Genomic DNA, 20,453 nt, shown 5'->3' on the forward strand with positions numbered 1-20,453 from the left:
AGCTATTAAATAAGTAATAGAAAGCATGATTCGATTCGTTCACTACCTATACCTATTTAAAATACGATCCCAATTATGATAGCCGATAGAACACTTACTAGGGAAGCACCATATAACAATTTTAATCCAAAACGAGCAACCACATTTCCTTGCTTTTCATTTAAACCTTTAACTGCACCCACGATTGTACCAATGGACCCAAAGTTAGCAAATGATATAAGGAAAACAGATACAATTGCAGCTGTTCGCTCACTGAAACTATCTTGGATTTTAACAAAGTCCAACATGGCAACAAATTCATTTGCCACAAGCTTTGTCGCCATAATACTACCAGCATTAACAGCTTCATGCCAAGGTACACCCATGACAAAGGCAATTGGTGCAAAGACATACCCTAAGAAGCCTTGGAACGAGATGCCGAATATACCACTAAATAGGCCATTAATTAGGGCGATCAAGCCAACAAAACCTACCAACATTACCCCAACTATGATGGCTACCTTAAAACCATCCATAATATATTCGCCTAGCATTTCAAAAAACGTTTGCTTTTCGCCTTCCTGCACCTCAATTATATCTTCCTCCGCTTTTACTTCATATGGATTAATGATGGAGGCAACAATAAAACCACCAAATAAGTTTAATATTAATGCGGCCACTACATACTTCGGTTCTAGCATTGTCATATAGGAGCCAACAATTGACATAGATACTGTTGACATCGCAGAAGCACATAGTGTATACAGACGGTGTTTCGGTAAAAATCCAATTTGGTTTTTGACCGAAATAAATACTTCATTTTGTCCCACTATTGCTGCTGCAACCGCATTATATGATTCTAGTTTACCCATCCCATTTATTTTACTTAGTACTAAACCAATATACTTGATAATAAACGGAAGGATTTTATAATGTTGCAATATTCCGATTATTGCTGACATAAAAACAATTGGCATTAAAACGAAAAGAAAAAATGTATGTGCTCCCTCGTTCGCCATCCCACCGAATACAAAATTAGTACCTTCGTTGGCATATTCAAGTAATTTTGCAAAACTATCAGCAAAACCCTTAATTAAAAATTCCCCGATACCCGTTTTAAGTAAAAGAAATCCTAAAACAAGTTGGATAACAATCATCACAATGATCGGTCGATATTTAATCTTTTTCTTATTATTACTTGCAGCCCATGCTAACAATAGAACTAGAATTAGACCTACTACAGAAATTAAATAATGCATCTTGTCTCCTCCATAAATATCAGTGTTTAAGATATGATCTTACTCGAAAGTTTTTCCTTCCATATTAATCCTTGTTCTAGAATAATAGCTAAAAGGCTCCCACATATTAATCCATTATTTAAAATAGCAATCACGACAGGAGATAACTGGATTGTGGCAGATGAAGGGATAAACATTAAACCAACACCAACTAAAAGGGATACGCCACTAACGACATATGTTCGTTCCTCGTGAGTAACCGTTTTCAATTCTTTCATGGCGATTCCGACCATCTTGACAAAAATAACGAAGGTTACGGCATAGCCTATTGGTGCTGGAATACCCGCTAATATATGCATAAAAGGTGGTAGCAAGGAGATACAGATAACGAAGCAACACCCAATTAAAAACGATCTGCGTTCCTTCATACCTGTTTGTTCAACATATCCTGCTGCTCCCGAGATTGGCACTGAACCGATCGCACCCAAACCTCCACAAATTAGTTGTGTGATCCCTGACATAAATCCAGCACGCAAATAACGGTTTTCATCAATTGATTGTTTTTGTTTTACGACGGTCTCCATCAAACGGATTGATGCAATCGCATTAAATATTAACAACAGTGTTAATAAGAATGCTGTAGTGATGGTCCCACTGTCAAAGCTCGGCCATCCAAATGGGAACAACTCTGGGAGCTTTACTAGTGTATCTACCTGTGAAATTACCGATGTCTGACAGAAAATCACAAATAATAACCAACCTATTACTATACTAATGATGATTGAAAATTGTCGCAGCATAGCGTAGCGGCTGTTACCTAGCCAAAAGGTGATACAAATGACAATCGTACTAAGTAGAAATACTTTAACATTTACGGTTGCGTGGCTTGATGAAATACCCATCATCCCTTTCATAAAGGAGCCACTTAATTGAAAGATTAATAAAAGCAAATAGATAAATGTTATAGTCGGTGTAAATAAACGAGCAATTTTATCCATTAGCTTAAGTGCTGACAGTAGGATAAATAAAATACCGCTTATCATCATTCCTCCACATAATGCTTGTAAAGCAGCAATGTGAGAGGTATATAATACCCCTACCAAACTTGCATAAATGGTAAAAATGCTCCACCATAAACCTGCTGGTCCTTCATGGATCGGTAATTTATGACCAATCAGCCCTTGTAAAAAACCAGCTATTCCTAAAGTAATAATTGTACTTTGGATCAGCCCAGACGTTTCAATGGGTGTTAGATTATATAAATCTGCGATAGCAATCGGTGCTGCAATTGCACCCGCAAGCATAAAAATCATCCACTGCAATCCAGACAATATAACCTTCATTTCTTTCTTCCTCTTTCCTTACGATTACTATTTCATGACTCATCGATGATTGTATGAAGAGCAATTTCCACCATTTCATAAAAGGACTTTTCACTTTCCTCGTGCGATAAGCTTTCATTCGTTAATAACTGACTACCTACCGTCAAAATAGATAATGCCTGGACACCATATTTAGCAGCTAGGGTATAGAGGGATGTACTTTCCATTTCTACACCTAACACACCGAATTCCATAAACTTGTGTAGCCTGTCTAATGTTTCACGGTAGAATTCATCAGAATTATAAATGTTGCCAACAAAGACATTTACTTTTTTGTCTTGTGCATTTTGATACGCCTTCATTAACAAGGAAAAATCTGCAGTTGGTGCATAATTATTGCCGTAGAATATTTTCTCCGTCAGATTACTATCTGAGGACACTGCTTGGGCTAATATAATATCGCGGATATGAATGTCCTTTTGCATCGCACCACATGTTCCGATACGAACCAATTTCTTCACGCCATAATCGTTTACCAATTCAGTACCATATATACTCATCGATGGATTCCCCATCCCAGTCCCCTGAACTGAAATCGGCACACCTTTGTACATACCTGTGTAACCATACATCCCTCTTACTTCGTTATAACAATATGCCTTCTCTAAAAAATGCTCTGCGACAAATCTTGCACGCAAAGGATCTCCAGGAAGCAACACTCGTTCAGCTATTTCTCCCTTTTTTGCACCTAAATGCCTACTCATCTCTATCCCTCCAACTATTTATCTCAAATTCATTAAGGTAAACGTTTTCATTTGCCATTAAAAAAACTCATAGCCATTTCGAAACCAATTTCTCTTAAAAGAAATCCGTTCAGAAACTACTATGAGTATAAGATTTTTTTATCATGACAAACTAGACCAGATTGTTACGTAGCGTACGGGAAATAATTGACCAAATTACTGAAGCAATTCTTGACGTATATTTTCTAAATCTCTTTTAGAAGGGATCGTTGAAATAATAACAACTGGCACTGTCGTTAAGGCAACAGGAAAATTACTTATGACAAAATCAATGTGATGCTGCTGCACCATTTCATCGGTTAGCCCCTTCATAATGGAAGTATTAATAATTAACTGATCCCCAATTTCGTTCTTTATCAAATTAGCTACGTAATGGCGGATAGAAAACTCCTCTCCAATGACCAAGAAGGCTCTTTTACTTTTATAACGGAGCCCTGAACGAACAAGTAAGGTGAGTTTGGTTAAATGAAAGTCATTATACAGCACAGAAGGGTATACTATTTGCCACTGTTGCATACTATTCTGCATATCTTGATAAATCTGTTGACATTCCATTTGAACATAGCTGGTTAAATTACTTTTTGATATCGTCATCCATTCAGGGATCCCATTATCGATTAAAAGCTTGTCCAAGAATTCATATACTTCCAAGATAAAACGCTCTTGCATATCTAGATTGGGGTAAACCTTTGCCAATATGGTTAATAACTCCTGCGCCATTCGATCTACTTCTTTATTCTTGTATAACTCAATTTCTTTCATTGGTGTCATGTCTGAACCTTCATAATAATGATATTGACTTAGGCTAAATAGGGATTGCATGAAATACCATTCACTTTTTGGTAATTCAATAGAAAATCTTTCTTCCAATGCCTGCGCTAAGGCTTTTACTGGCAAATAAAAAAGACCGTTTTCCCAAATGTAATCACCCTCAGTAATTTTTACATAATTCCCGTTTCTCACTCTTTCAAGTACAATTGCTACTAAAAAGGATAATTTCCTTTTGGCATTGATAAAATAAACAATGTTTTGCTCGTCCTCTATATTTGTGATTAATTGACTGATAAAATCCAAGTCACTATTCGCAAATGGCCATCCTGTAAACTCGTAGGCATCACCATATAACTTCCAATAAAAATATCGAATATTCAATTCATTTCCCTTTAATGCTGGCGTTGAGTATGAAATTCGCAGTTTATATGGCTTCAGATCATGATTATTTAATTGCATAATCAATTTTTTCAAAGTTGAGGTGCTCATAAACATGGCTTCCGCAAGCCCCTCCATTGAGAATTGATTTCCATTTGTAAACAATAAATTCATTAGTCGATAGTAGATGGTTTGCCTGAACATGCTAGAAACCACTTCACTAACTGTTGTACTTCGACCGTCGCGTTGTAGAAAGATTCCCTTTCCTCTAGAAACTTCAATAGTCATTGCTGATGGCAATTGCCTATTGATTTCCTCAACTAGCTTACGTATGGTTTTATCTGAAATATGTAAACTTTTTTCAACCTCCGCTAAGGTAAACCATCTTTGTTCAGAATCCAGCAGAATTAATAAATGACTAGCTAATTTGAATTCCTTATCCACGTTCTCACCCTTTTCCATATTTCACAAAAAAGGAACATACACATCTATATGTATGTCCCTTCCTCTTATTTCATATACGTATTCAATACATTGTCGATATGAGCATTCAACTTGTTAAGATCAACTGCCTGTACGGGTTGATTAACAAGCTGATATTTTTGTTTCAGCTGAATGATTCTACGGACACTATCATTAATTTGTTTCTCAGTTATTTCTCCATTCTTTACGGCTGCCTTTAATGCATCTATAGCCGATGTGACATTGGAGAACTCATGAGCGATTAAAATAATATCATTACCCGCCTTCACAGAATCTACAGCAGCTTGCCCGATATTAAAATGATTCGTGATGGCTTTCATCGTCATATCATCAGTCATGACAACTCCATCGAAGCCAAGCTGATTTCTTAGGATCCCTGTAATGATTTCCTTCGACATCGATGAAGGATATTGTTGATCAATTTTTGGCAATAATATATGGCCAACCATGACCACATCCACACCCTTGTCAATGGCCGCTTTAAATGGAATGAGCTCCAGCTGTTTTAAATCATCCAGACTTTTTGACACCTTAGGCAGCTCCAAATGAGAATCCACTGATGTGTCACCATGGCCAGGGAAATGCTTGATGACAGGAATCACCTGTTGACTTTCTAACCCTTTCATCGTCTGAATCCCTAATTGGCTAACGATATCAGTATTACTAGAAAATGAACGATCACCAATAATTGGATTGTTCGGATTGCTGTTGACATCCATGACAGGCGCAAAGTCTAGATTGAAGCCAAATGCCTTTAATTGTTCCCCTAGTAATTGACCAATTTCAAAGGAGAACTGTGCTTGATTGATATCCCCAATCTTTTGGTTCGTTGGGAAATTTTTTAAAGGTCCTGGTAATCTGACTACTTTTCCTCCCTCTTGGTCAGTTCCCATGAAAAGTGGAAGGCGATTCGTAACATTGGCCGCCATTAAATCATTCATCAGTGATACTGTTTGCTGTGGTGTTTCAAGATTATTGGCATAAAGTATTAGTCCTCCAACCTTGTAATCACGAATCAAACTCGTAGTCTCCTGTTGGAGCGATGTGCCTGAAACACCTGCAAACATCATTTGACCAAGTTTTTCATCCAATGTCATTTGACTGATCATCTCTGTTATTTCATCTGTTAATTCTGTATAGACGGAAATGTGATGAACAGTAGGATTGGCATCATTGTCACTCGGTTTTGGCAAGATCCACTTTAGTTGATAGGTCGAATTGACTTGATAGACCAGAATGATTTGATCAGTCGTTGGATCCTGATAATAGCGGACCTGATCAGGTTCTCCCATAATATTTTTTATATCTGCTAAATGAATTTTCCTTACATTTGCTTTAAAAGAACGGATATCGAAAGCTTTCGTCCCTTGAAAGCCGATCGTTACCTCTTGTTGAAGAAAATCTTCGTACTGGCCATTAGCACTCTCCACTACTTCCTGAGGATCTCCCCATTGTTGATGCACCGAACGGCTATCTACCTCCCCAGCAATAAAGGGCACATCAGGTACTTTCCCTTCTCGTGCTAGGTCGACAATGTCTTGAATCAACATGTTACGATTTTTTGTCTCACCCTCAGTAGCTGAATCGCTATGCTCTTGGACTGGGGTTGACTCAGAATTTCTAGTCGATTGTGTGGCTGGCCTCATCTTCATACCGATAAAAAAAGCAAAACCCATTAAAATCAGCACAAGAAACAGGAGCAAGCCACGTCTTCTTTTATGCATGAAAAAACCTCCTCAAACCAACCCTAAGTGGTAACATATAATTCTACCAGCTAACGTTATCATAACTAACGAATGAATTCAAAACATGTGAAACCAACAGAATCGATTCACTCTTAAGAAAATATTATCGTAAGCTAGCAAAAATGCAAAAAAAGATGTTAAAATATTCTCATAAAGGGGGATGCAAAGTATGGGGAAATTAAGTAAAAGGAATATACTGTGGATTATACCAATCGGTATTTTAGGGGTGTTTTGGTACTTTTATGGTCCACAAAAGGATATTACAGACAATGAATATATTACATATGTAAAAAACTATTCTTATGAAAATAGTACAAAAACATTAGAAAATGGCTTTGCGGCTGCTTGCGAAAATCCCTATTGGGTTTATTTTGAAACACAAAAAGGACAGGATGTAGTAGAGTTCAAGGGAGATTGCTCCGTTGACAATGCAGTAACAAAAGTTAATGTGCAATTCCTTGTTGACAACGCCATCACAAGTGTTACAAATGGTGCGATGCTAGTGGATAGTAAAATGCAGGAAGAAACGGATCGCGATCAATTTTTACTGGCTTTAGTCAAATAAACAGTGCACACCCTCATAACTTGAGCTATGAGGGTGTTTAGATGAGAAGATTGTGACAAAAAAAGCCTTTGATTGATAGACCATTTTTTTGTTAATAGCTTTACTCCATTAATGATGGTGATATCGCTAGCGTGATGGATGACATTAAAAACCCATGCACTCAAAAATAGGCATGGGTTGAGCTACTATTCACATTTTTTTGAGGACTTTATAATGATCCGTTCAATCACTCTAATTTCGCTATTTAGCTTCGCAATCGCTGCTTCAATTTGTTGATAGCGCTCCATTTGGTTGATATTCTCGGTTGAAATTGAATCTTTCAAAGCGGCATGTCCTGCGTATAAGCTTGCTAATAAATCTAGCTTTTGAAAATAAGCTGTGCTGTATTGCTCCATAACACCCAGCCCCTCGCCTGTTACTTTTTTGGACAAACAGTTAAATTATTGTTCCTAAAACTCTATATCCGAAAAAAGCAAGCTCAAAACTTCCATTGTCGCTTAATTTATTATCCATTTTCAGTTAAATTATTATTCTTCTAAAGCCACTAGCTCTTTTTTAACAAAGAATAGATAAAAGTATCATGTGCATTTCCCTTTTGCACCATATAGTCTCTTAGAATCCCTTCTTGCTGGAACCCGAGCTTAAGCAGTAGTTGATTGGAGGCTTCATTTTCTAAAAATACGACAGCCCCAATTCGATGTAAGTTCATGTGTTCAAAGCCATAGGCGATCACCTTTTGGACTGCTTCTTTTGTATAGCCCTGGCGCCAGTAATCAGGATGAATTTCATAGCCAATTTCCGCTCGTTTATGTGCGGCTGACCATAAATGATAACCAATTGTACCAATGACTTCCCCTGTCTCTTTACGTTCAATACCCCAACGTATTCCTCTTTTTTCTTCAAAGTTTTTGCCAAATTGCTTGATTAACTGTCCAGCCTGTTGTTTTTCAACAAAGGGTTCCTGACCATAATAGCGTGTAACGGCTTCATTTGAAAAACAATGAAAAATCGCAGATACATCCGCCTGAGTCAGTTCTCTTAACTTAAGTCGTTCCGTTTCTAATATTGGAAACATCATGTTCTCCTCCCCTACCATCTATACCATTCTCTTTAGATTATCCTTCAAAAACCATACTGTACATAAGTAATTTCTCTTAAATATTAATAGAAATAGAAATTATTACTATATAAATATTATTAAATAGCTTATAATAGTAATCAGACTATGCACTCCTACTACATGCATATCCATTACAGCTCAGCTGCCGTATTCTTCGGTATATCATTTCTGCTGAGTATAGATAAAGGTGATTTTCAACATGACATCCTATGAACGTATACTTATAATGGTCCCGCCGTTTCCCTAGCTACGCTTTCTACTTGTAACTGACAAAGTAGAATTTGCTTGTAGGAGGGCAATATGTTGAAAAAACAGGCAGTACCATCTTTATTGTTAATGATTGTTCTTGTGGCGTTTCCACAAATTAGTGAAACAATTTACACTCCATCTCTACCGGATATTGCAGATGCACTCGGTGTATCCAATAGCTCTGTTCAATTAACCTTAAGCATCTATTTTATTGGATTTGCATTGGGCGTTTTTTGCTGGGGATGGATTTCTGATACCATTGGCCGTAGACCTGCCATGTTAGCCGGTTTAATTTTTTATGGAATAGGGAGCGCATTATGTTTTTATGCAGATACAATACCCTTTCTAATCGTTAGTCGCTTTATTCAAGCATTCGGGGCTGCTACTGGCTCCATCATTACCCAGACTATTTTGCGTGAAAGTGTAACAGGAAGTAAACGACATGCCATGTTCGCACAAATTTCCGCGGTCATTGCCTTTACCCCTGCGGTTGGGCCATTAATTGGCGGTTGGGTGGACCAAGCACTTGGTTTCCGCGCTGTATTTTTTGTCCTTGTGGTCATGAGTATATTGCTATTCATCTATGCATATGCCAGACTCCCTGAAACAACGGATCCGGCCACAAGGCAGAGAATAGCGGTATGGCCTGTCGTCAAACGCATTCTTGCCTCCCCAATCGTCCTTGTCTATGGACTGCTAATTGGGGGCATTAACGGTGTGCTATTTAGCTATTATGCGGAGGCACCTTTTATTTTCATTGATCACTTTCAGATGACGCCTGGCCTCTATGGTTTTCTTGGCATCATCGTAGCGTTGGCATCGATTTTAGGAGCCATGATCTCTAAGCGACTTATCACCTCCCATCCACCTCAACAAATTATTTATGTTGGCTGTTTGGTGATGTTGCTCGGTGCTTTCCTGTTGACGATTGTCTGTATATTCCCATTGCCTGCTAGTATGCTAGCTTTGAGCATCATGGGTACAGTTTTTATTATGCTGTTAGGCTCGGGCATTGCTCTTCCTAACTGTCTAAGTCTTGCATTAGTAGACTTTCAGGATGTTATTGGCACAGCAGGCGCCATTTTTAGTCTTGGCTACTACTTGCTTGTCAGTGTTATCACATCTGGTATGAGTTTGCTTCACAATGGTTCTTTGCTGACGATGCCACTTTATTTCTTGGTGTTAACGATCACGATGTGGTTTAGTGCAAAAAAATATATTCGATAATTGATGACAGCGGGCATCTAATCTATTTAAACAAAAACGCCACCCTTATTTAATTTAGGGTGGCTTCTCCATTTATTGAAAATAGTAGTCCACAACTTCCTGCGCGGATTGGAAGATCTTATTACTTTGTGTTTTATAGAGAAATTTTGGATTCGTACATGCTTTTTCAAGACTTTTGGCTTGCTTTAGCTTATCCGTCATTTGCTCAATAATATCAGTATAGCCATCCAGCTGGTTTGAAATTTTTGATAGCATAACCGGTGAGATGTCTAACACAATAGACAACTGATCCTCTGCGTAGCTATTTAAATTGATAAAAAAGCATTGTTCCAAATGCTTAGAATGTTTATCGACATTAATCACTGCTTCTTGATAATGGGCGATTAGGCCAGTAGAAGTTTTCGTGATGGTAAAACCTTGTTGTGCCAACTGTTGTTCAACAAGCTGCAAAAACTGATCAACTTCAGCATCTAGTTTCGGCGTGACCGTTGATAGGATTAAATTATCACAATTTTGATAAATTGTATCGATTTCAGACTGTTTTTCAACAAGTATTTTAAAATTGGACATTGAATACACGCTTCATCTCCCCTTTTTATTAAGGTAGACATTCGTGAAGCGTTTTAGTCATTGCCATATAAATTAACAAACCTAGGGAGGTTCCTATGATAAGAAATTCTGTCAAAGCCGTCATCCTCATTGATGGTAAAATACTGCTGACCAAAAATAAAGATTCGGAGGGCTATTTTTATCTTTGTCCAGGAGGCGGACAAGAGCATGGTGAAACATTTCATACGACACTTCAACGAGAATGCCTAGAAGAAATTGGGGCGTCTGTTCATATTGGAGAACTTCTTTTTATTCGGGAATATATCGGAAAAAATCATGAGCATGCTGCTTTCGACGCAGATGTTCATCAAGTCGAATATTATTTTCACTGTCAGTTAAACGAACAAGGGACCCAACCAACCAATCCAGATAGTCACCAAATTGGGACAGAATGGGTCTCGTTGGAGAAGCTCCATGACTTCAGACTTTATCCCAAAGCATTAATTCGACAACTTCAACGATATGAGCAAGGACAACAAACTACGATTTATTTAGGGGACATTAATTAGAAAAGGCTGCCTATTTCTATAGACGGCCTTATTCAAACACAAGTGTTTTTACCATTGTATAATAACTACTGCCCGGCGGATAATCTTTAATTTCACCCACAACTTGGTAGCCTCTTGCTTCATAAAACGTTCGAGCTTGGAATGCATATGTTGTCAGCAAAGCCTTCTTAGCGCCCATTTCCTTTGCTGCCATTTCTGCTTGTGCCAGTAGCTTACTGCCCAAACCTTTTCCACGATGTTCTTCATGAAACCAAAATTTATGGATTTCCACCCATCCCCAGTAAACCTCTGCAGTTATACCACCAATCCATTGCTGTTGTTGATCGGTAACTATCAAATTTAGAGGACGAATTGCCCCCTTCTGCCTACTTTCTCGATGGTACGGAGAATGTTCGTTATTAAAGCCACGAATTTTTTCGCTTAAAAAGTGTGTAAAATCATCATGCTGTTCATATAAAATCGAAATGTATGTATCTATTTTGAATTCCTCCTAATCCTGATAACGTTTCAAAAGCTTGTCTTGATGCGCCTTAAAAATTTCTTCAAGTGGTATATCATATTGATTCGCAATATCAATGATATTCCCTATTACATCGCCTAGCTCCTCAATAAGTTCTTGTTTATTTTCCTCATAGGATTGAGTTTTTTCATCAGGTCGATCTCGGCCAATTTCTAATGCTCTTATAGCTCTGGCTACCTCACCAGTTTCCTCTGCTAGAAAGCCGATTCGTGTGAAAATATTAAGCTCTGACCACCCACGGCTTTCATAGTAATCCTTTACCCAACGTTGAAACTCATTTAATTCCATTTTCTGTCCTCCATTTCCTTCCTCTTCAAATTAAATTATACTATAAAAGAATCTCATCAGATATGGAGGAATCAACTATGAAAAGTATGGCAGTATTTTGCGGATCTAGCATTGGCGCATCAGATGCCTATCGTGAAGGTGCGATACTACTAGGAAAGGAATTAGCCAAACGTCAAATTACCCTTATTTATGGTGGGGCAAGCGTTGGCATCATGGCTACAGTAGCGAATACGGTGCTGCAAGAAGGTGGTAAGGTCGTTGGCGTGATTCCGACATTGTTAGAAGAGTGCGAAATTGCCCATCAGCAGTTAACAGAGCTGATCGTTGTAAACACAATGCATGAACGCAAAAGTAAAATGATGGAACTAGCAGATGGCTTTATCGCTCTACCTGGTGGTCCAGGTACATTAGAGGAATTTTTTGAAGTGTTTACTTGGAATCAAATCGGCCTTCATCAAAAACCTTGTGCCATTTTCAATATCGAACGTTATTTTGATTTATTAATTTCATTTTTTGATCATATGCAACAGGAACAATTTTTAAAAGCACAATATCGAGAGGCTTTAATCGTTGATGCAGATGCAGCAGCGCTTTTAGATAAATGTCAAAGCTTTGTTCCTCCAACTGTCAAAACCTATGAGCTTAGCAAATAATCAGATGGTAAGATTGGTCATACTCGACTAATCTTACCACCTTTTATTTTGGTCTCATCACATCCCGTTTTTTCACCGCAACTACAGCCACCAACACCATAATAAGCTTCACCGCCAAAATGAACGCATAAAAACTAAATGAGATAATGGTTGGTAATAATACAAGCCACCATGACCAAGCAATAATATCTGTTACCTTTAAGAGGACAAGGACAATGGTCAATACTTCTGCAATGCCCATCTTTTCACCACCTTACCATTTTCTTTAACTATGTACCTTCGTGTAGGAAAATAATGCAACAGCAGATGTGTCCTATTTTTGTAAAAAGTGAGTTTGCTCCTTTAAAAAGAGCTCAATAAAATCCATGTGTCGTTAGAAGATGCATACGGTAGAATATGTCGATTTTACTATTTCAAGAAGCTTTGGCGGTACCTTCAGATGTCGTACACAACCACTATTTCACATGAGTGTTGTGTGTTACTTGTGAAGTCTTTATCCACCTTCAAAAAAATAATATGAATAATGCGCAACCTGAAATGGCACATTATTTGTAGGAGGTGGACAAATTATGTCTAGAATTATTGGTGTTGAAGAATCATTATCTAATGTTGAGGATGCTTTAAAAGCAAAAGGCTATGAAGTTATTCCCCTGCGCAATGAAGAGGATGCCAAAAAATGTGATGCTTGTATCATTACAGGTCAGGACCGGGATGTCATGGGGATTAGTGATCCCGTCATGGCAGGTCCTGTTATTGATGCAGATGGGCTTACGGCAAACGAAGTCGTTCAACGCGTCGAAAAATATTTCCACTAACTACGAGGTGCTGCCGCAATGTCTCTTTCACTGCGAGCAGCACTTTCTTATTTGTTTTCCCTACATACTTATTTATCTCTACTTATAATACACCTATTAGTTGTACAAAATAAATAATAGGAACTTAAAAAGTAGGGAGACATATGAGCCAAAAAAATATAGTACTTATTATTTTAATGCTTACGACTACACTACTCTTATCAGGCTGTTGGGATGTAACAGAGCCCCAAAGAATGTATTATGTGCAAGGTGTGGGTGTAGATTACAAGGATAATGAATATATAGCGTACATCCAAATTATGAACTTCGCCAATGTAGCAAAAACCGAACAATCGAACCCACAAGCTTCACCTACGGAAGTTGGTAAGGCTACGGGGAAAACAATCGAAGAAGCCATCTATAAATTGTATCGATCCATGGACCAAGAAGTATTTTGGGGACATATGACCTTTCTTCTTTTCTCTGAGAAAGCCATGGAAAGTGAGCACGCCATTCCCATTATCGACACTTTTTTACGCTTTCGAGAGACAAGATATCATATTTGGGTCTATTGCACACAAGACCCTATTGAGGAAGTTTTATTAGTGTCTCCTATTTTGGAAAAATCACCGACTGCCACCAAATTGAGTAATCCTAAAAATACGGCAAAGCAGGAGTCATTTGTAGAACCCGTTAACCTAAGAGAGCTAGTCATTGGTTTGAATGAGCCGAATCATGAAATGAAAGTCCCAATGGTTTCCATCAATAAAGACTGGGAAACAGCAGAGGATTCCAGAACAGAAACCACTTTTGCAGGTGTAGGCATTCTATCAAAGAACGGTTTCAAGGGCTTTATTAAAGGCAATACAGCCCGAGGTATTGAATGGATGAATGATGCAACCCAGCAAGGTGAAATCACGATAAAATTAGATAATAATGAGGACCACGACTATTTAACAGTTGATATAAAAAAGTTAGATGTTCGTGTTAAACCGATCGTTCGTAACAATCAAGTAAAATTTGAAGTGGTTATAAAATTTAATACTATTTTGAATGGTTTTAAAGGGGAAATCACCCCCCGTCAAGTAAGAAAAAAAGTGGAGGAAGAAGTCAAAAAAGAAATTATGGCAACCTTTGAGGAAGGCTTGAACATAAATGCGGACGTCTTTCGTTTATCAGAATACCTCTATCGCGATAATGTAAAGGTATGGAAAAGACTAGAAAAGGATGGCAAAATACCTTTAACGAAGGAATCCATTAGTAAAATCAATATTCATATCAACAAAGTTAGCCCTGGTCGAAAAACATTTGAAGAGACCATTACCGAATAAAAACAAGAGACCACCCATTATTGGCGTGGTCTCTTGTTCATGACAAAATTTTATGAAGCTGCTCAAGGACAGCTCCCCTACTTATGCCACCGTGATAGCAAACAACGGTTTCAATATCAAGGTCTAGGTACTTCTGTAAAGACTGACGAGCTTCTGCTAAATCTAAAACGGTCGGTTCATGAATGCCTGCGAGGCTGCCTTCCACACTGTAAAGCGAATCACCCGCAATTAATGTTTTACTTTGGGACAAATAGAGACTTATATGTCCAGGCGTATGCCCGGGTGTGTGAATGACACGAATACCACCACAAAACGGCAATTCTTCACCGTCACTCAAGGTTACATCCACTCTTCCCTTCGGTGGGTTCTCTAAATGTGCATCCTTTAATAGTGGTAGTTCCCCTTGAATATAGGGCTTATCTAGTGTATGCGCATAAACACGAATATGCTGTCCACATGCCTGTATGAGATCTGGAAGGCAACCAATATGATCAACATCCTGATGCGTGAGGATAACCGCCTTTAATTGGTCCAATGAAATACCTACCTGTGCCAAAGCCACAAGCAAATCTTCCATTTGTCCAGGAAAACCAGCGTCCAATAAAACAGCCATGTCTTGATCCCACAAAAGCGTTGGATGAATAATGAATCCTTGATAATTCAGTTCCAGTACCTCGACACCCTTCGAAATTTCTATAGCATTCGCCCCCTTTACCGAACATTGAAAGATCATGATGATCCTATCTAGTTTCTGCTTTCAAACCGAAAGTTCCTGCCATAGCAACACGCATGTATTTATTTTTTCTTGTTCATGGAATCTTTATAGACTAACATAGCAACAAGAAGGAAGCTTATGCTAACAAGACGGAAAATCATCTCTAAACTAATCCATTCGGCTAAAAGCCCCAATATAAATGCACTAATGCCAACACCAACATCAAAACTTGAAAGGAATGTTGCATTAGCTGCACCACTTTTTGCCTCACTTACTTTTTGAACAGTCCATGTTTGTAAACATGGCATAACTGTTCCATAACCTGCTCCGAATAAGATGGCTGCGATAATAAGCAACAAATTATTGGTCGCATAAGATAGCACGATAAGTGATAAAAATCCTACTGCTGCTGACACAATGATAATAGACCATGGCCCAGTTTTATCAAACCACTTTCCTGTAAATGGACGAAGTAAAGTGGAAACAATCGCATTGATTAGAAAGAATAAAAAAATATGATCTAATCCCTTTTGTTCGCCGTAAAGCACAAGGAAGGTAATTATTGCGCCAAAGCCAAGCGTCGTCAAAACAGTCAGTAATGCTTGAAACCATACATCTTTCTCAAAAACAGCTTCCAAAAATCGAAATGGCTGCTTCTCATGCTTAATTGGTGCAGCCGAATAAACAAATTGAAGCGCTATAACTGCCAGTAAGCAAAGTATTACAGAAGAATAAATTAATATATCGAAAGAAAATGCATTATAGATAAGGATACCTAAACTTGGCGCAACGATAGCCCCTACTGTTGTTGAAATAGAGAAATAGCCAATTCCTTCTCCTAATCTTGCTTTAGGAATTAAATCCACCGCCATTGTACTATTGGCAGTAGTAGATACTCCCCATGTTGCTCCATGGAAAAAACGTAACAACAGGAAAAGCCAAATAGTGTTCAAAAAAGGATATATGAATGTAATAATCAATAATGTTACGCCAGCCACAATAGCTAGACCTTTTCTTGTGTTATCGACTAAATAGTAGCCTACAAAAGGTCTTATGATAATAGCGCCTATTGTAAATACCGTAGTGACCAAACCTACTTGAAAAGGAGAGGCATGTATGCTGATTAAATAGGCTGGTAGAATAGGTAATAACATTTCAAATCCTATGAAAGTTAAAAAATTACTTATAAAAAGAAAAAGAAATGATGAAGTAAAAATTGTTTGTTTTTGCATTTTAAAATTCCTCGCTTCTAATAATTTTTTTAAATTAGAAGCGGATGGCACACTGAAACATTCCTAAATTGTCTTAATTTTTTAAGCAATCGTCTCACCCTTTCAAAACTAAAATAACAGGAGTTTTATTTACATCTCCTTCGACAAATACGCATACATCTTTACCAACTTTCCTTTTTTAAAAGCACAAAAAGACGCCAGATAACCGGCGTCAGATCATAGCATAGCGTATTCAAAAAGAACAAACTTAAAGATTTTTCTTCAAATTTTAAATACAAAGGCAAAAAGCTTCCGGTTGCTGAATTCTATATGAAGTTTCTCTAAAAAACCACAGACTGGTCCCGTTGACATGAAATCAGCTAATTGTAAAAATGTCTTAACTTCAATCGCCGTTCTTCTGAAAACAGTTTCCATAACTTTTTGCCTCCTCTCTAAATTTCAATAAACAGTTTAATATAATTTAATACAAATTGAGCAAAAAAGCAAATTCAGTTTTACCATATTGCATCTTCTAGGCCCAAATTGATCGATCCTCACACGTAAAAAAGTGAAAATATTACCTGTGCACAATATAACCCACCTTACGTGGAGCCACTACATTCTTCTTTTCAATACTTTTCATACGATCATCCGGCGTTTTTTTCATGGGCGTTACCAAAAGCTCAAACATGGTTATTTGTTTATCCATACACTTCCCCCTTTAGTAAAGGTACTGTACGTTTTCTATGGCTGCTTTTCTTATATATGAAGTACAACATGATTTTATACTAGCGAATTAAATTAAACGTGGATGGCACAACAAAAAGAACCAGGCTAGTACCTGGTTCTTTCATGATAAGGATTCATCTTGCGGCTTCATGAATACAAAAAGATAAGCTATCCAAACGATTGTCAGTAGTAACGCCAGTAATGTCCAGCCATTAAAAAAGATATGATTAGAAAAAGTGTTGAGAAGTGCAATTTCTGCTAGATCAGTAACTGAATCATTATGATGAAAGATGATTAATCTTACCTCTTTTGCTTTTTTGATCGTTAACAAAACCATCACACTCGGAAAAATGAACGAAAGTAGCATCATAATTTTAAATGACACCGTTTTAAAAGTTCTTTTTGCAGCAACATAGGCAATTTTGAATGTACCAATAATCGAAACAATGAAGAACGGGGTGATAAATAATAAGGGAAAGAGACCTGGATTACCATTACTTATAGAATTCTTTGAACTTCCTATTATTATTGGCTCAGTTAAAAAATGGACGAAACTAAAAATAATAGCTGTTATAATAAGGCTTAGGACATAAAAAAACAATGATAATTTACTCATTCTTCACTCCTATTATTGTTTGAAGGTCATCCTACTTGATGAATGGAAAATTAGCTTCCTTTTTGAACACCTATAAAATGCGTGCAGTCTCTCCGTCCCTTATTTTAATATGGATATACCTTGAGGCTCCTCCTTCAATATGTTTTGGAACTTCTGATAAATCGAGTAATTCCTTTATATGAAAGGATTTTTTACGATTAGCTTCAATCGTCATATGATAAGGACCCTCTATATTCATCAGGGACTCCATACGCATTCCATCCTCTAGAAATGGTCATCTAAAAATTCTAATTCAAATGACACCGCTCATTACTTCGATTTTGTAATTCAAGATGACATTCCCCATTTAATAAATCTTTACCTACCATATCAAATTTGCATTCGCCATACTCAGTATAGGAAATGGCATTTATACCATTAGCTAATGTTTCTTGATAGATTGTAATAAGGTAATGGGGTAAAAACGTATATACCATTAGCACTAAAACTATTGTTAGTAGGCGATATTTCTTTATGCTCTTGACAAGTAAAATCATGGCAATGATAAACAAAACAGAGCCAAATATTCCAAGTGACACATAGCCATCATAATTGGTGATGGGAAACGCCATGAAGGAAGATGTAGTTTTAATCATTAGATTATTTGGAAATGGGAAAAATAAACACATACAAATTCCTAAAATAACGATTGAATATATGAGCTTCTCTTTACTTTTTATCATTCTATCCCTCCTCTTTTAGAAATGAAAATAACGATGTCTCATTGCTACAACAGCGCACATAATTCTCTAACCTTTTTAGTCACTTATTTTATGTATAAACACAGAGAAATCTTAATTGTAAATTATTTATCAAATTCCTATTCAGTAAGGATCATTTAATATAATTTACCGCCCTTTTCTAAATTAATCGCTAAAATTATATATACAATAATGGATGTTGGACTTGTTACAAAAAATAGTATCCTTATAATTGTAGAAGATATTCCGAAGAATTCTGCCAGCCCTCCACAAACACCTTGCAACATCTTATCTTTTGAAGATTTTTTTAATGTTTGCAAAATATAATACCTCCTTCATAATTTTTTATTACATTAAATACTTCCAAGTTTAATCATACATCATTTAACATTAAATTGGATAAATTTTTCCATTTTAAATGCAAATACAATAAGACCACTCATCGTAAAGCGGTCTTATTTTTGTTTATGTAACTCCCAACCTTTATTATTACCTATTACTCTTCTAGACTTAATTAGGAAATATATATTAGTTCGAATCATAAGATTATCATTTGTAATGTTCAAAGTACTTACCTTTTTCAACAATGTCTTTGCACTTAAAGCCGTCCAATCCTTGGAAATCATCTATAGTCATTGTTCCTGAATTAAATTTATCTAATTATAGTTTTTCGAACTTCCCTTTTTCTACAGCTTGCATGATATGTAATCTTGTAAAATCTAATACTCTTTACATTGATATGACTCTTCTATATAGCAATGAAACTAATGGTTTTACCTCCTAAAAATAAAAAAACTGGCATTGTTAATTTCCTAAAGGGGTAATGTTGGAGCTAAAATATTCCCAAATTAAACGCTCGTGCACTAGTAATTAGTTTGATGATGTAATATAACTGGTCACTCTCTATATTTTTTAACTTATTACTCTACACATAATTCTCTAAAATTACATCCTCGACAATGCCATTTTTCTTGTGTTTGTTCAAAATCTTCATAGTCCACGGGCTCGTTGGAGAAAATATCGGCCTGGTACTTTTTCATTTCTAAAACACTACGTTGAAATGTATGTAAAATATTCTCCATATCGAAATCGGTCAAAACATATTTCTTCCGTTTTCCCGTTAGTAAATATTCGTTATACACTTCAATTTGCTCAAGCGACACCCTATATTTTTGCTGCACATAATAGGCATAGAGCGCCAATTGCTGGCGATCATCATCGGACTCTCCCCCTGTCTTCCAGTCGACAATAACCCATTTATCTGTCTGTTCATTAAAATAATGAAAATCCATTACGACAAACACCTGGATGTCGTTGATTTTCATCGAACGGAATTGTTCTGGTTCCCCAATCCGTAAAGAGCCTCTTTGTGACGTGATTTGTTGAAATGTTTCACTCATCAAAAAATGCTCAAAGACAAGCTGTAAACGCTCTTTATAGTCATGTACGAGATCGGATGATAATGTGCCATGATAGTAAATTTCCTGCATCATATAATATTTATTAGGCTTTTGCCTCCATGATTCAAGGTGGCGAGTAGAATCAATAAAAGCTGCATTAAGCTGGCCTCTAGCCCAATGAATCAGCTCCTCTAATGTAGGGGCCTTCCCTGTTTGTAAATAATCATTAATAGCTTGTTCAATATAACGGTGAACAATTTGCCCAAATAAAATAGGCATGGGCTGTAGCTTTTTTAAGCGATAAACATGCTGATGATAGGGCTCCACATTGTAACTCAGCCACCCATTATGGGAAAAGTAATATTCATAGCCATATTTGCGGGCACAGCTTGTTAGCGTTTTATGCCGTGAAAGTGACCATGAAAAGGTAGGGTACGGTGTAATTTCAAACAGGACAA

At 37.1% G+C, this 20,453-nt stretch carries 26 protein-coding genes; 6 read left to right on the forward strand and 20 right to left on the reverse strand.

The window, feature by feature from the left end:
- Positions 1 to 56 precede the first annotated feature (56 nt).
- The 5 genes from AO843_RS04135 to nagZ form a co-directional block, all read right to left on the reverse strand.
- Complete coding sequence (locus tag AO843_RS04135) at positions 57 to 1,238, reverse strand: NupC/NupG family nucleoside CNT transporter (RefSeq protein ID WP_054609898.1); 1,182 nt, start codon at positions 1,236 to 1,238, stop codon at positions 57 to 59.
- A 26-nt stretch (positions 1,239 to 1,264) separates the two neighbouring features.
- Positions 1,265 to 2,560 (reverse strand): purine/pyrimidine permease, encoded by a 1,296-nt coding sequence (locus AO843_RS04140; protein ID WP_054609899.1) that lies wholly within the window; start codon positions 2,558 to 2,560, stop codon positions 1,265 to 1,267.
- Positions 2,561 to 2,592: 32 nt separating this feature from the next.
- Positions 2,593 to 3,303 (reverse strand): purine-nucleoside phosphorylase, encoded by a 711-nt coding sequence (gene deoD / locus AO843_RS04145; RefSeq protein ID WP_054609900.1) that lies wholly within the window; start codon positions 3,301 to 3,303, stop codon positions 2,593 to 2,595.
- Between the two features lie 195 nt (positions 3,304 to 3,498).
- On the reverse strand, positions 3,499 to 4,935 hold the full coding sequence (locus tag AO843_RS04150) for a helix-turn-helix domain-containing protein (protein ID WP_231630063.1): 1,437 nt from the start codon (positions 4,933 to 4,935) through the stop codon (positions 3,499 to 3,501).
- Positions 4,936 to 5,000: 65 nt separating this feature from the next.
- A complete protein-coding gene (nagZ, locus tag AO843_RS04155; protein WP_054609902.1) occupies positions 5,001 to 6,698 on the reverse strand; it encodes a beta-N-acetylhexosaminidase in 1,698 nt (565 codons plus the stop codon).
- Between the two features lie 190 nt (positions 6,699 to 6,888).
- Here nagZ and AO843_RS04160 point away from each other — a divergent pair, with 190 nt between their 5' ends.
- Complete coding sequence (locus tag AO843_RS04160; protein ID WP_054609903.1) at positions 6,889 to 7,284, forward strand: hypothetical protein; 396 nt, start codon at positions 6,889 to 6,891, stop codon at positions 7,282 to 7,284.
- A 185-nt stretch (positions 7,285 to 7,469) separates the two neighbouring features.
- Here AO843_RS04160 and AO843_RS04165 read toward each other — a convergent pair whose 3' ends face one another.
- Both AO843_RS04165 and AO843_RS04170 read right to left on the reverse strand, forming a co-directional pair.
- The gene (locus AO843_RS04165; protein ID WP_054609904.1) at positions 7,470 to 7,679 is read right to left on the reverse strand and encodes a hypothetical protein; all 210 of its coding nucleotides are present in this window, start codon (positions 7,677 to 7,679) and stop codon (positions 7,470 to 7,472) included.
- 149 nt (positions 7,680 to 7,828) lie between these two features.
- Entirely contained in the window at positions 7,829 to 8,359 is a 531-nt protein-coding gene (locus AO843_RS04170; RefSeq protein WP_054609905.1) for a GNAT family N-acetyltransferase, read from the reverse strand.
- Positions 8,360 to 8,707: 348 nt separating this feature from the next.
- On the opposite strand from AO843_RS04170, the gene AO843_RS04175 reads away from it, so the two are divergent.
- Positions 8,708 to 9,880 carry a multidrug effflux MFS transporter gene (locus AO843_RS04175; RefSeq protein WP_197278874.1) on the forward strand — a complete coding sequence of 391 codons (1,173 nt, stop codon included), beginning with the start codon at positions 8,708 to 8,710 and terminating at the stop codon, positions 9,878 to 9,880.
- A gap of 72 nt (positions 9,881 to 9,952) precedes the next feature.
- Here AO843_RS04175 and AO843_RS04180 read toward each other — a convergent pair whose 3' ends face one another.
- The gene (locus AO843_RS04180) at positions 9,953 to 10,450 is read right to left on the reverse strand and encodes a hypothetical protein (RefSeq protein ID WP_197278875.1); all 498 of its coding nucleotides are present in this window, start codon (positions 10,448 to 10,450) and stop codon (positions 9,953 to 9,955) included.
- A gap of 95 nt (positions 10,451 to 10,545) precedes the next feature.
- Between AO843_RS04180 and AO843_RS04185 the strand changes: the two genes are divergently transcribed.
- The gene (locus tag AO843_RS04185; RefSeq protein WP_054609908.1) at positions 10,546 to 10,998 is read left to right on the forward strand and encodes an NUDIX domain-containing protein; all 453 of its coding nucleotides are present in this window, start codon (positions 10,546 to 10,548) and stop codon (positions 10,996 to 10,998) included.
- A gap of 28 nt (positions 10,999 to 11,026) precedes the next feature.
- Here the strand turns inward: AO843_RS04185 and AO843_RS04190 are convergent, their stop codons facing one another.
- Both AO843_RS04190 and AO843_RS04195 read right to left on the reverse strand, forming a co-directional pair.
- Positions 11,027 to 11,476: a GNAT family N-acetyltransferase gene (locus tag AO843_RS04190; protein WP_082389385.1), complete on the reverse strand. Its 450-nt coding sequence runs from the start codon at positions 11,474 to 11,476 to the stop codon at positions 11,027 to 11,029.
- Between the two features lie 12 nt (positions 11,477 to 11,488).
- Complete coding sequence (locus tag AO843_RS04195) at positions 11,489 to 11,806, reverse strand: MazG nucleotide pyrophosphohydrolase domain-containing protein (protein ID WP_054609910.1); 318 nt, start codon at positions 11,804 to 11,806, stop codon at positions 11,489 to 11,491.
- A 77-nt stretch (positions 11,807 to 11,883) separates the two neighbouring features.
- On the opposite strand from AO843_RS04195, the gene AO843_RS04200 reads away from it, so the two are divergent.
- Positions 11,884 to 12,459: an LOG family protein gene (locus tag AO843_RS04200; RefSeq protein WP_054609911.1), complete on the forward strand. Its 576-nt coding sequence runs from the start codon at positions 11,884 to 11,886 to the stop codon at positions 12,457 to 12,459.
- Between the two features lie 43 nt (positions 12,460 to 12,502).
- On the opposite strand, the gene AO843_RS04205 is transcribed toward AO843_RS04200, so the two are convergent.
- Entirely contained in the window at positions 12,503 to 12,700 is a 198-nt protein-coding gene (locus AO843_RS04205; RefSeq protein WP_054609912.1) for a hypothetical protein, read from the reverse strand.
- 328 nt (positions 12,701 to 13,028) lie between these two features.
- Between AO843_RS04205 and AO843_RS04210 the strand changes: the two genes are divergently transcribed.
- Together AO843_RS04210 and AO843_RS04215 are read left to right on the forward strand one after the other, a co-directional pair.
- Entirely contained in the window at positions 13,029 to 13,274 is a 246-nt protein-coding gene (locus AO843_RS04210) for a YkuS family protein (protein ID WP_054609913.1), read from the forward strand.
- A 143-nt stretch (positions 13,275 to 13,417) separates the two neighbouring features.
- Entirely contained in the window at positions 13,418 to 14,584 is a 1,167-nt protein-coding gene (locus tag AO843_RS04215; RefSeq protein WP_054609914.1) for a Ger(x)C family spore germination protein, read from the forward strand.
- A gap of 37 nt (positions 14,585 to 14,621) precedes the next feature.
- Here the strand turns inward: AO843_RS04215 and AO843_RS04220 are convergent, their stop codons facing one another.
- From AO843_RS04220 to AO843_RS04245, 9 genes are all read right to left on the reverse strand, one after another.
- Positions 14,622 to 15,281, reverse strand: a complete 660-nt coding sequence (locus tag AO843_RS04220; RefSeq protein ID WP_054610101.1) for an MBL fold metallo-hydrolase — start codon at positions 15,279 to 15,281, stop codon at positions 14,622 to 14,624.
- Positions 15,282 to 15,379: 98 nt separating this feature from the next.
- Positions 15,380 to 16,531 carry an MFS transporter gene (locus tag AO843_RS04225; RefSeq protein WP_054610102.1) on the reverse strand — a complete coding sequence of 384 codons (1,152 nt, stop codon included), beginning with the start codon at positions 16,529 to 16,531 and terminating at the stop codon, positions 15,380 to 15,382.
- A 261-nt stretch (positions 16,532 to 16,792) separates the two neighbouring features.
- On the reverse strand, positions 16,793 to 16,945 hold the full coding sequence (locus tag AO843_RS24820; RefSeq protein ID WP_197278868.1) for a hypothetical protein: 153 nt from the start codon (positions 16,943 to 16,945) through the stop codon (positions 16,793 to 16,795).
- Between the two features lie 142 nt (positions 16,946 to 17,087).
- Complete coding sequence (locus AO843_RS25350) at positions 17,088 to 17,219, reverse strand: hypothetical protein (RefSeq protein ID WP_255350366.1); 132 nt, start codon at positions 17,217 to 17,219, stop codon at positions 17,088 to 17,090.
- 141 nt (positions 17,220 to 17,360) lie between these two features.
- Positions 17,361 to 17,855, reverse strand: coding sequence for a hypothetical protein (locus AO843_RS04230; RefSeq protein ID WP_054609915.1), 495 nt, complete (start codon positions 17,853 to 17,855; stop codon positions 17,361 to 17,363).
- Between the two features lie 70 nt (positions 17,856 to 17,925).
- Positions 17,926 to 18,105 (reverse strand): hypothetical protein, encoded by a 180-nt coding sequence (locus AO843_RS25025; RefSeq protein WP_231630064.1) that lies wholly within the window; start codon positions 18,103 to 18,105, stop codon positions 17,926 to 17,928.
- Between the two features lie 37 nt (positions 18,106 to 18,142).
- Positions 18,143 to 18,577 carry a hypothetical protein gene (locus AO843_RS04235; protein WP_231630065.1) on the reverse strand — a complete coding sequence of 145 codons (435 nt, stop codon included), beginning with the start codon at positions 18,575 to 18,577 and terminating at the stop codon, positions 18,143 to 18,145.
- 155 nt (positions 18,578 to 18,732) lie between these two features.
- Positions 18,733 to 18,915 carry a PspC domain-containing protein gene (locus tag AO843_RS04240; RefSeq protein ID WP_369814404.1) on the reverse strand — a complete coding sequence of 61 codons (183 nt, stop codon included), beginning with the start codon at positions 18,913 to 18,915 and terminating at the stop codon, positions 18,733 to 18,735.
- 600 nt (positions 18,916 to 19,515) lie between these two features.
- Positions 19,516 to 20,448 (reverse strand): PD-(D/E)XK nuclease family protein, encoded by a 933-nt coding sequence (locus tag AO843_RS04245; RefSeq protein ID WP_082389386.1) that lies wholly within the window; start codon positions 20,446 to 20,448, stop codon positions 19,516 to 19,518.
- Positions 20,449 to 20,453: the final 5 nt, after the last annotated feature.

Origin of the sequence: Lysinibacillus sp. ZYM-1, assembly GCF_001308875.1 — a bacterium.
GTDB lineage: Bacteria > Bacillota > Bacilli > Bacillales_A > Planococcaceae > Lysinibacillus.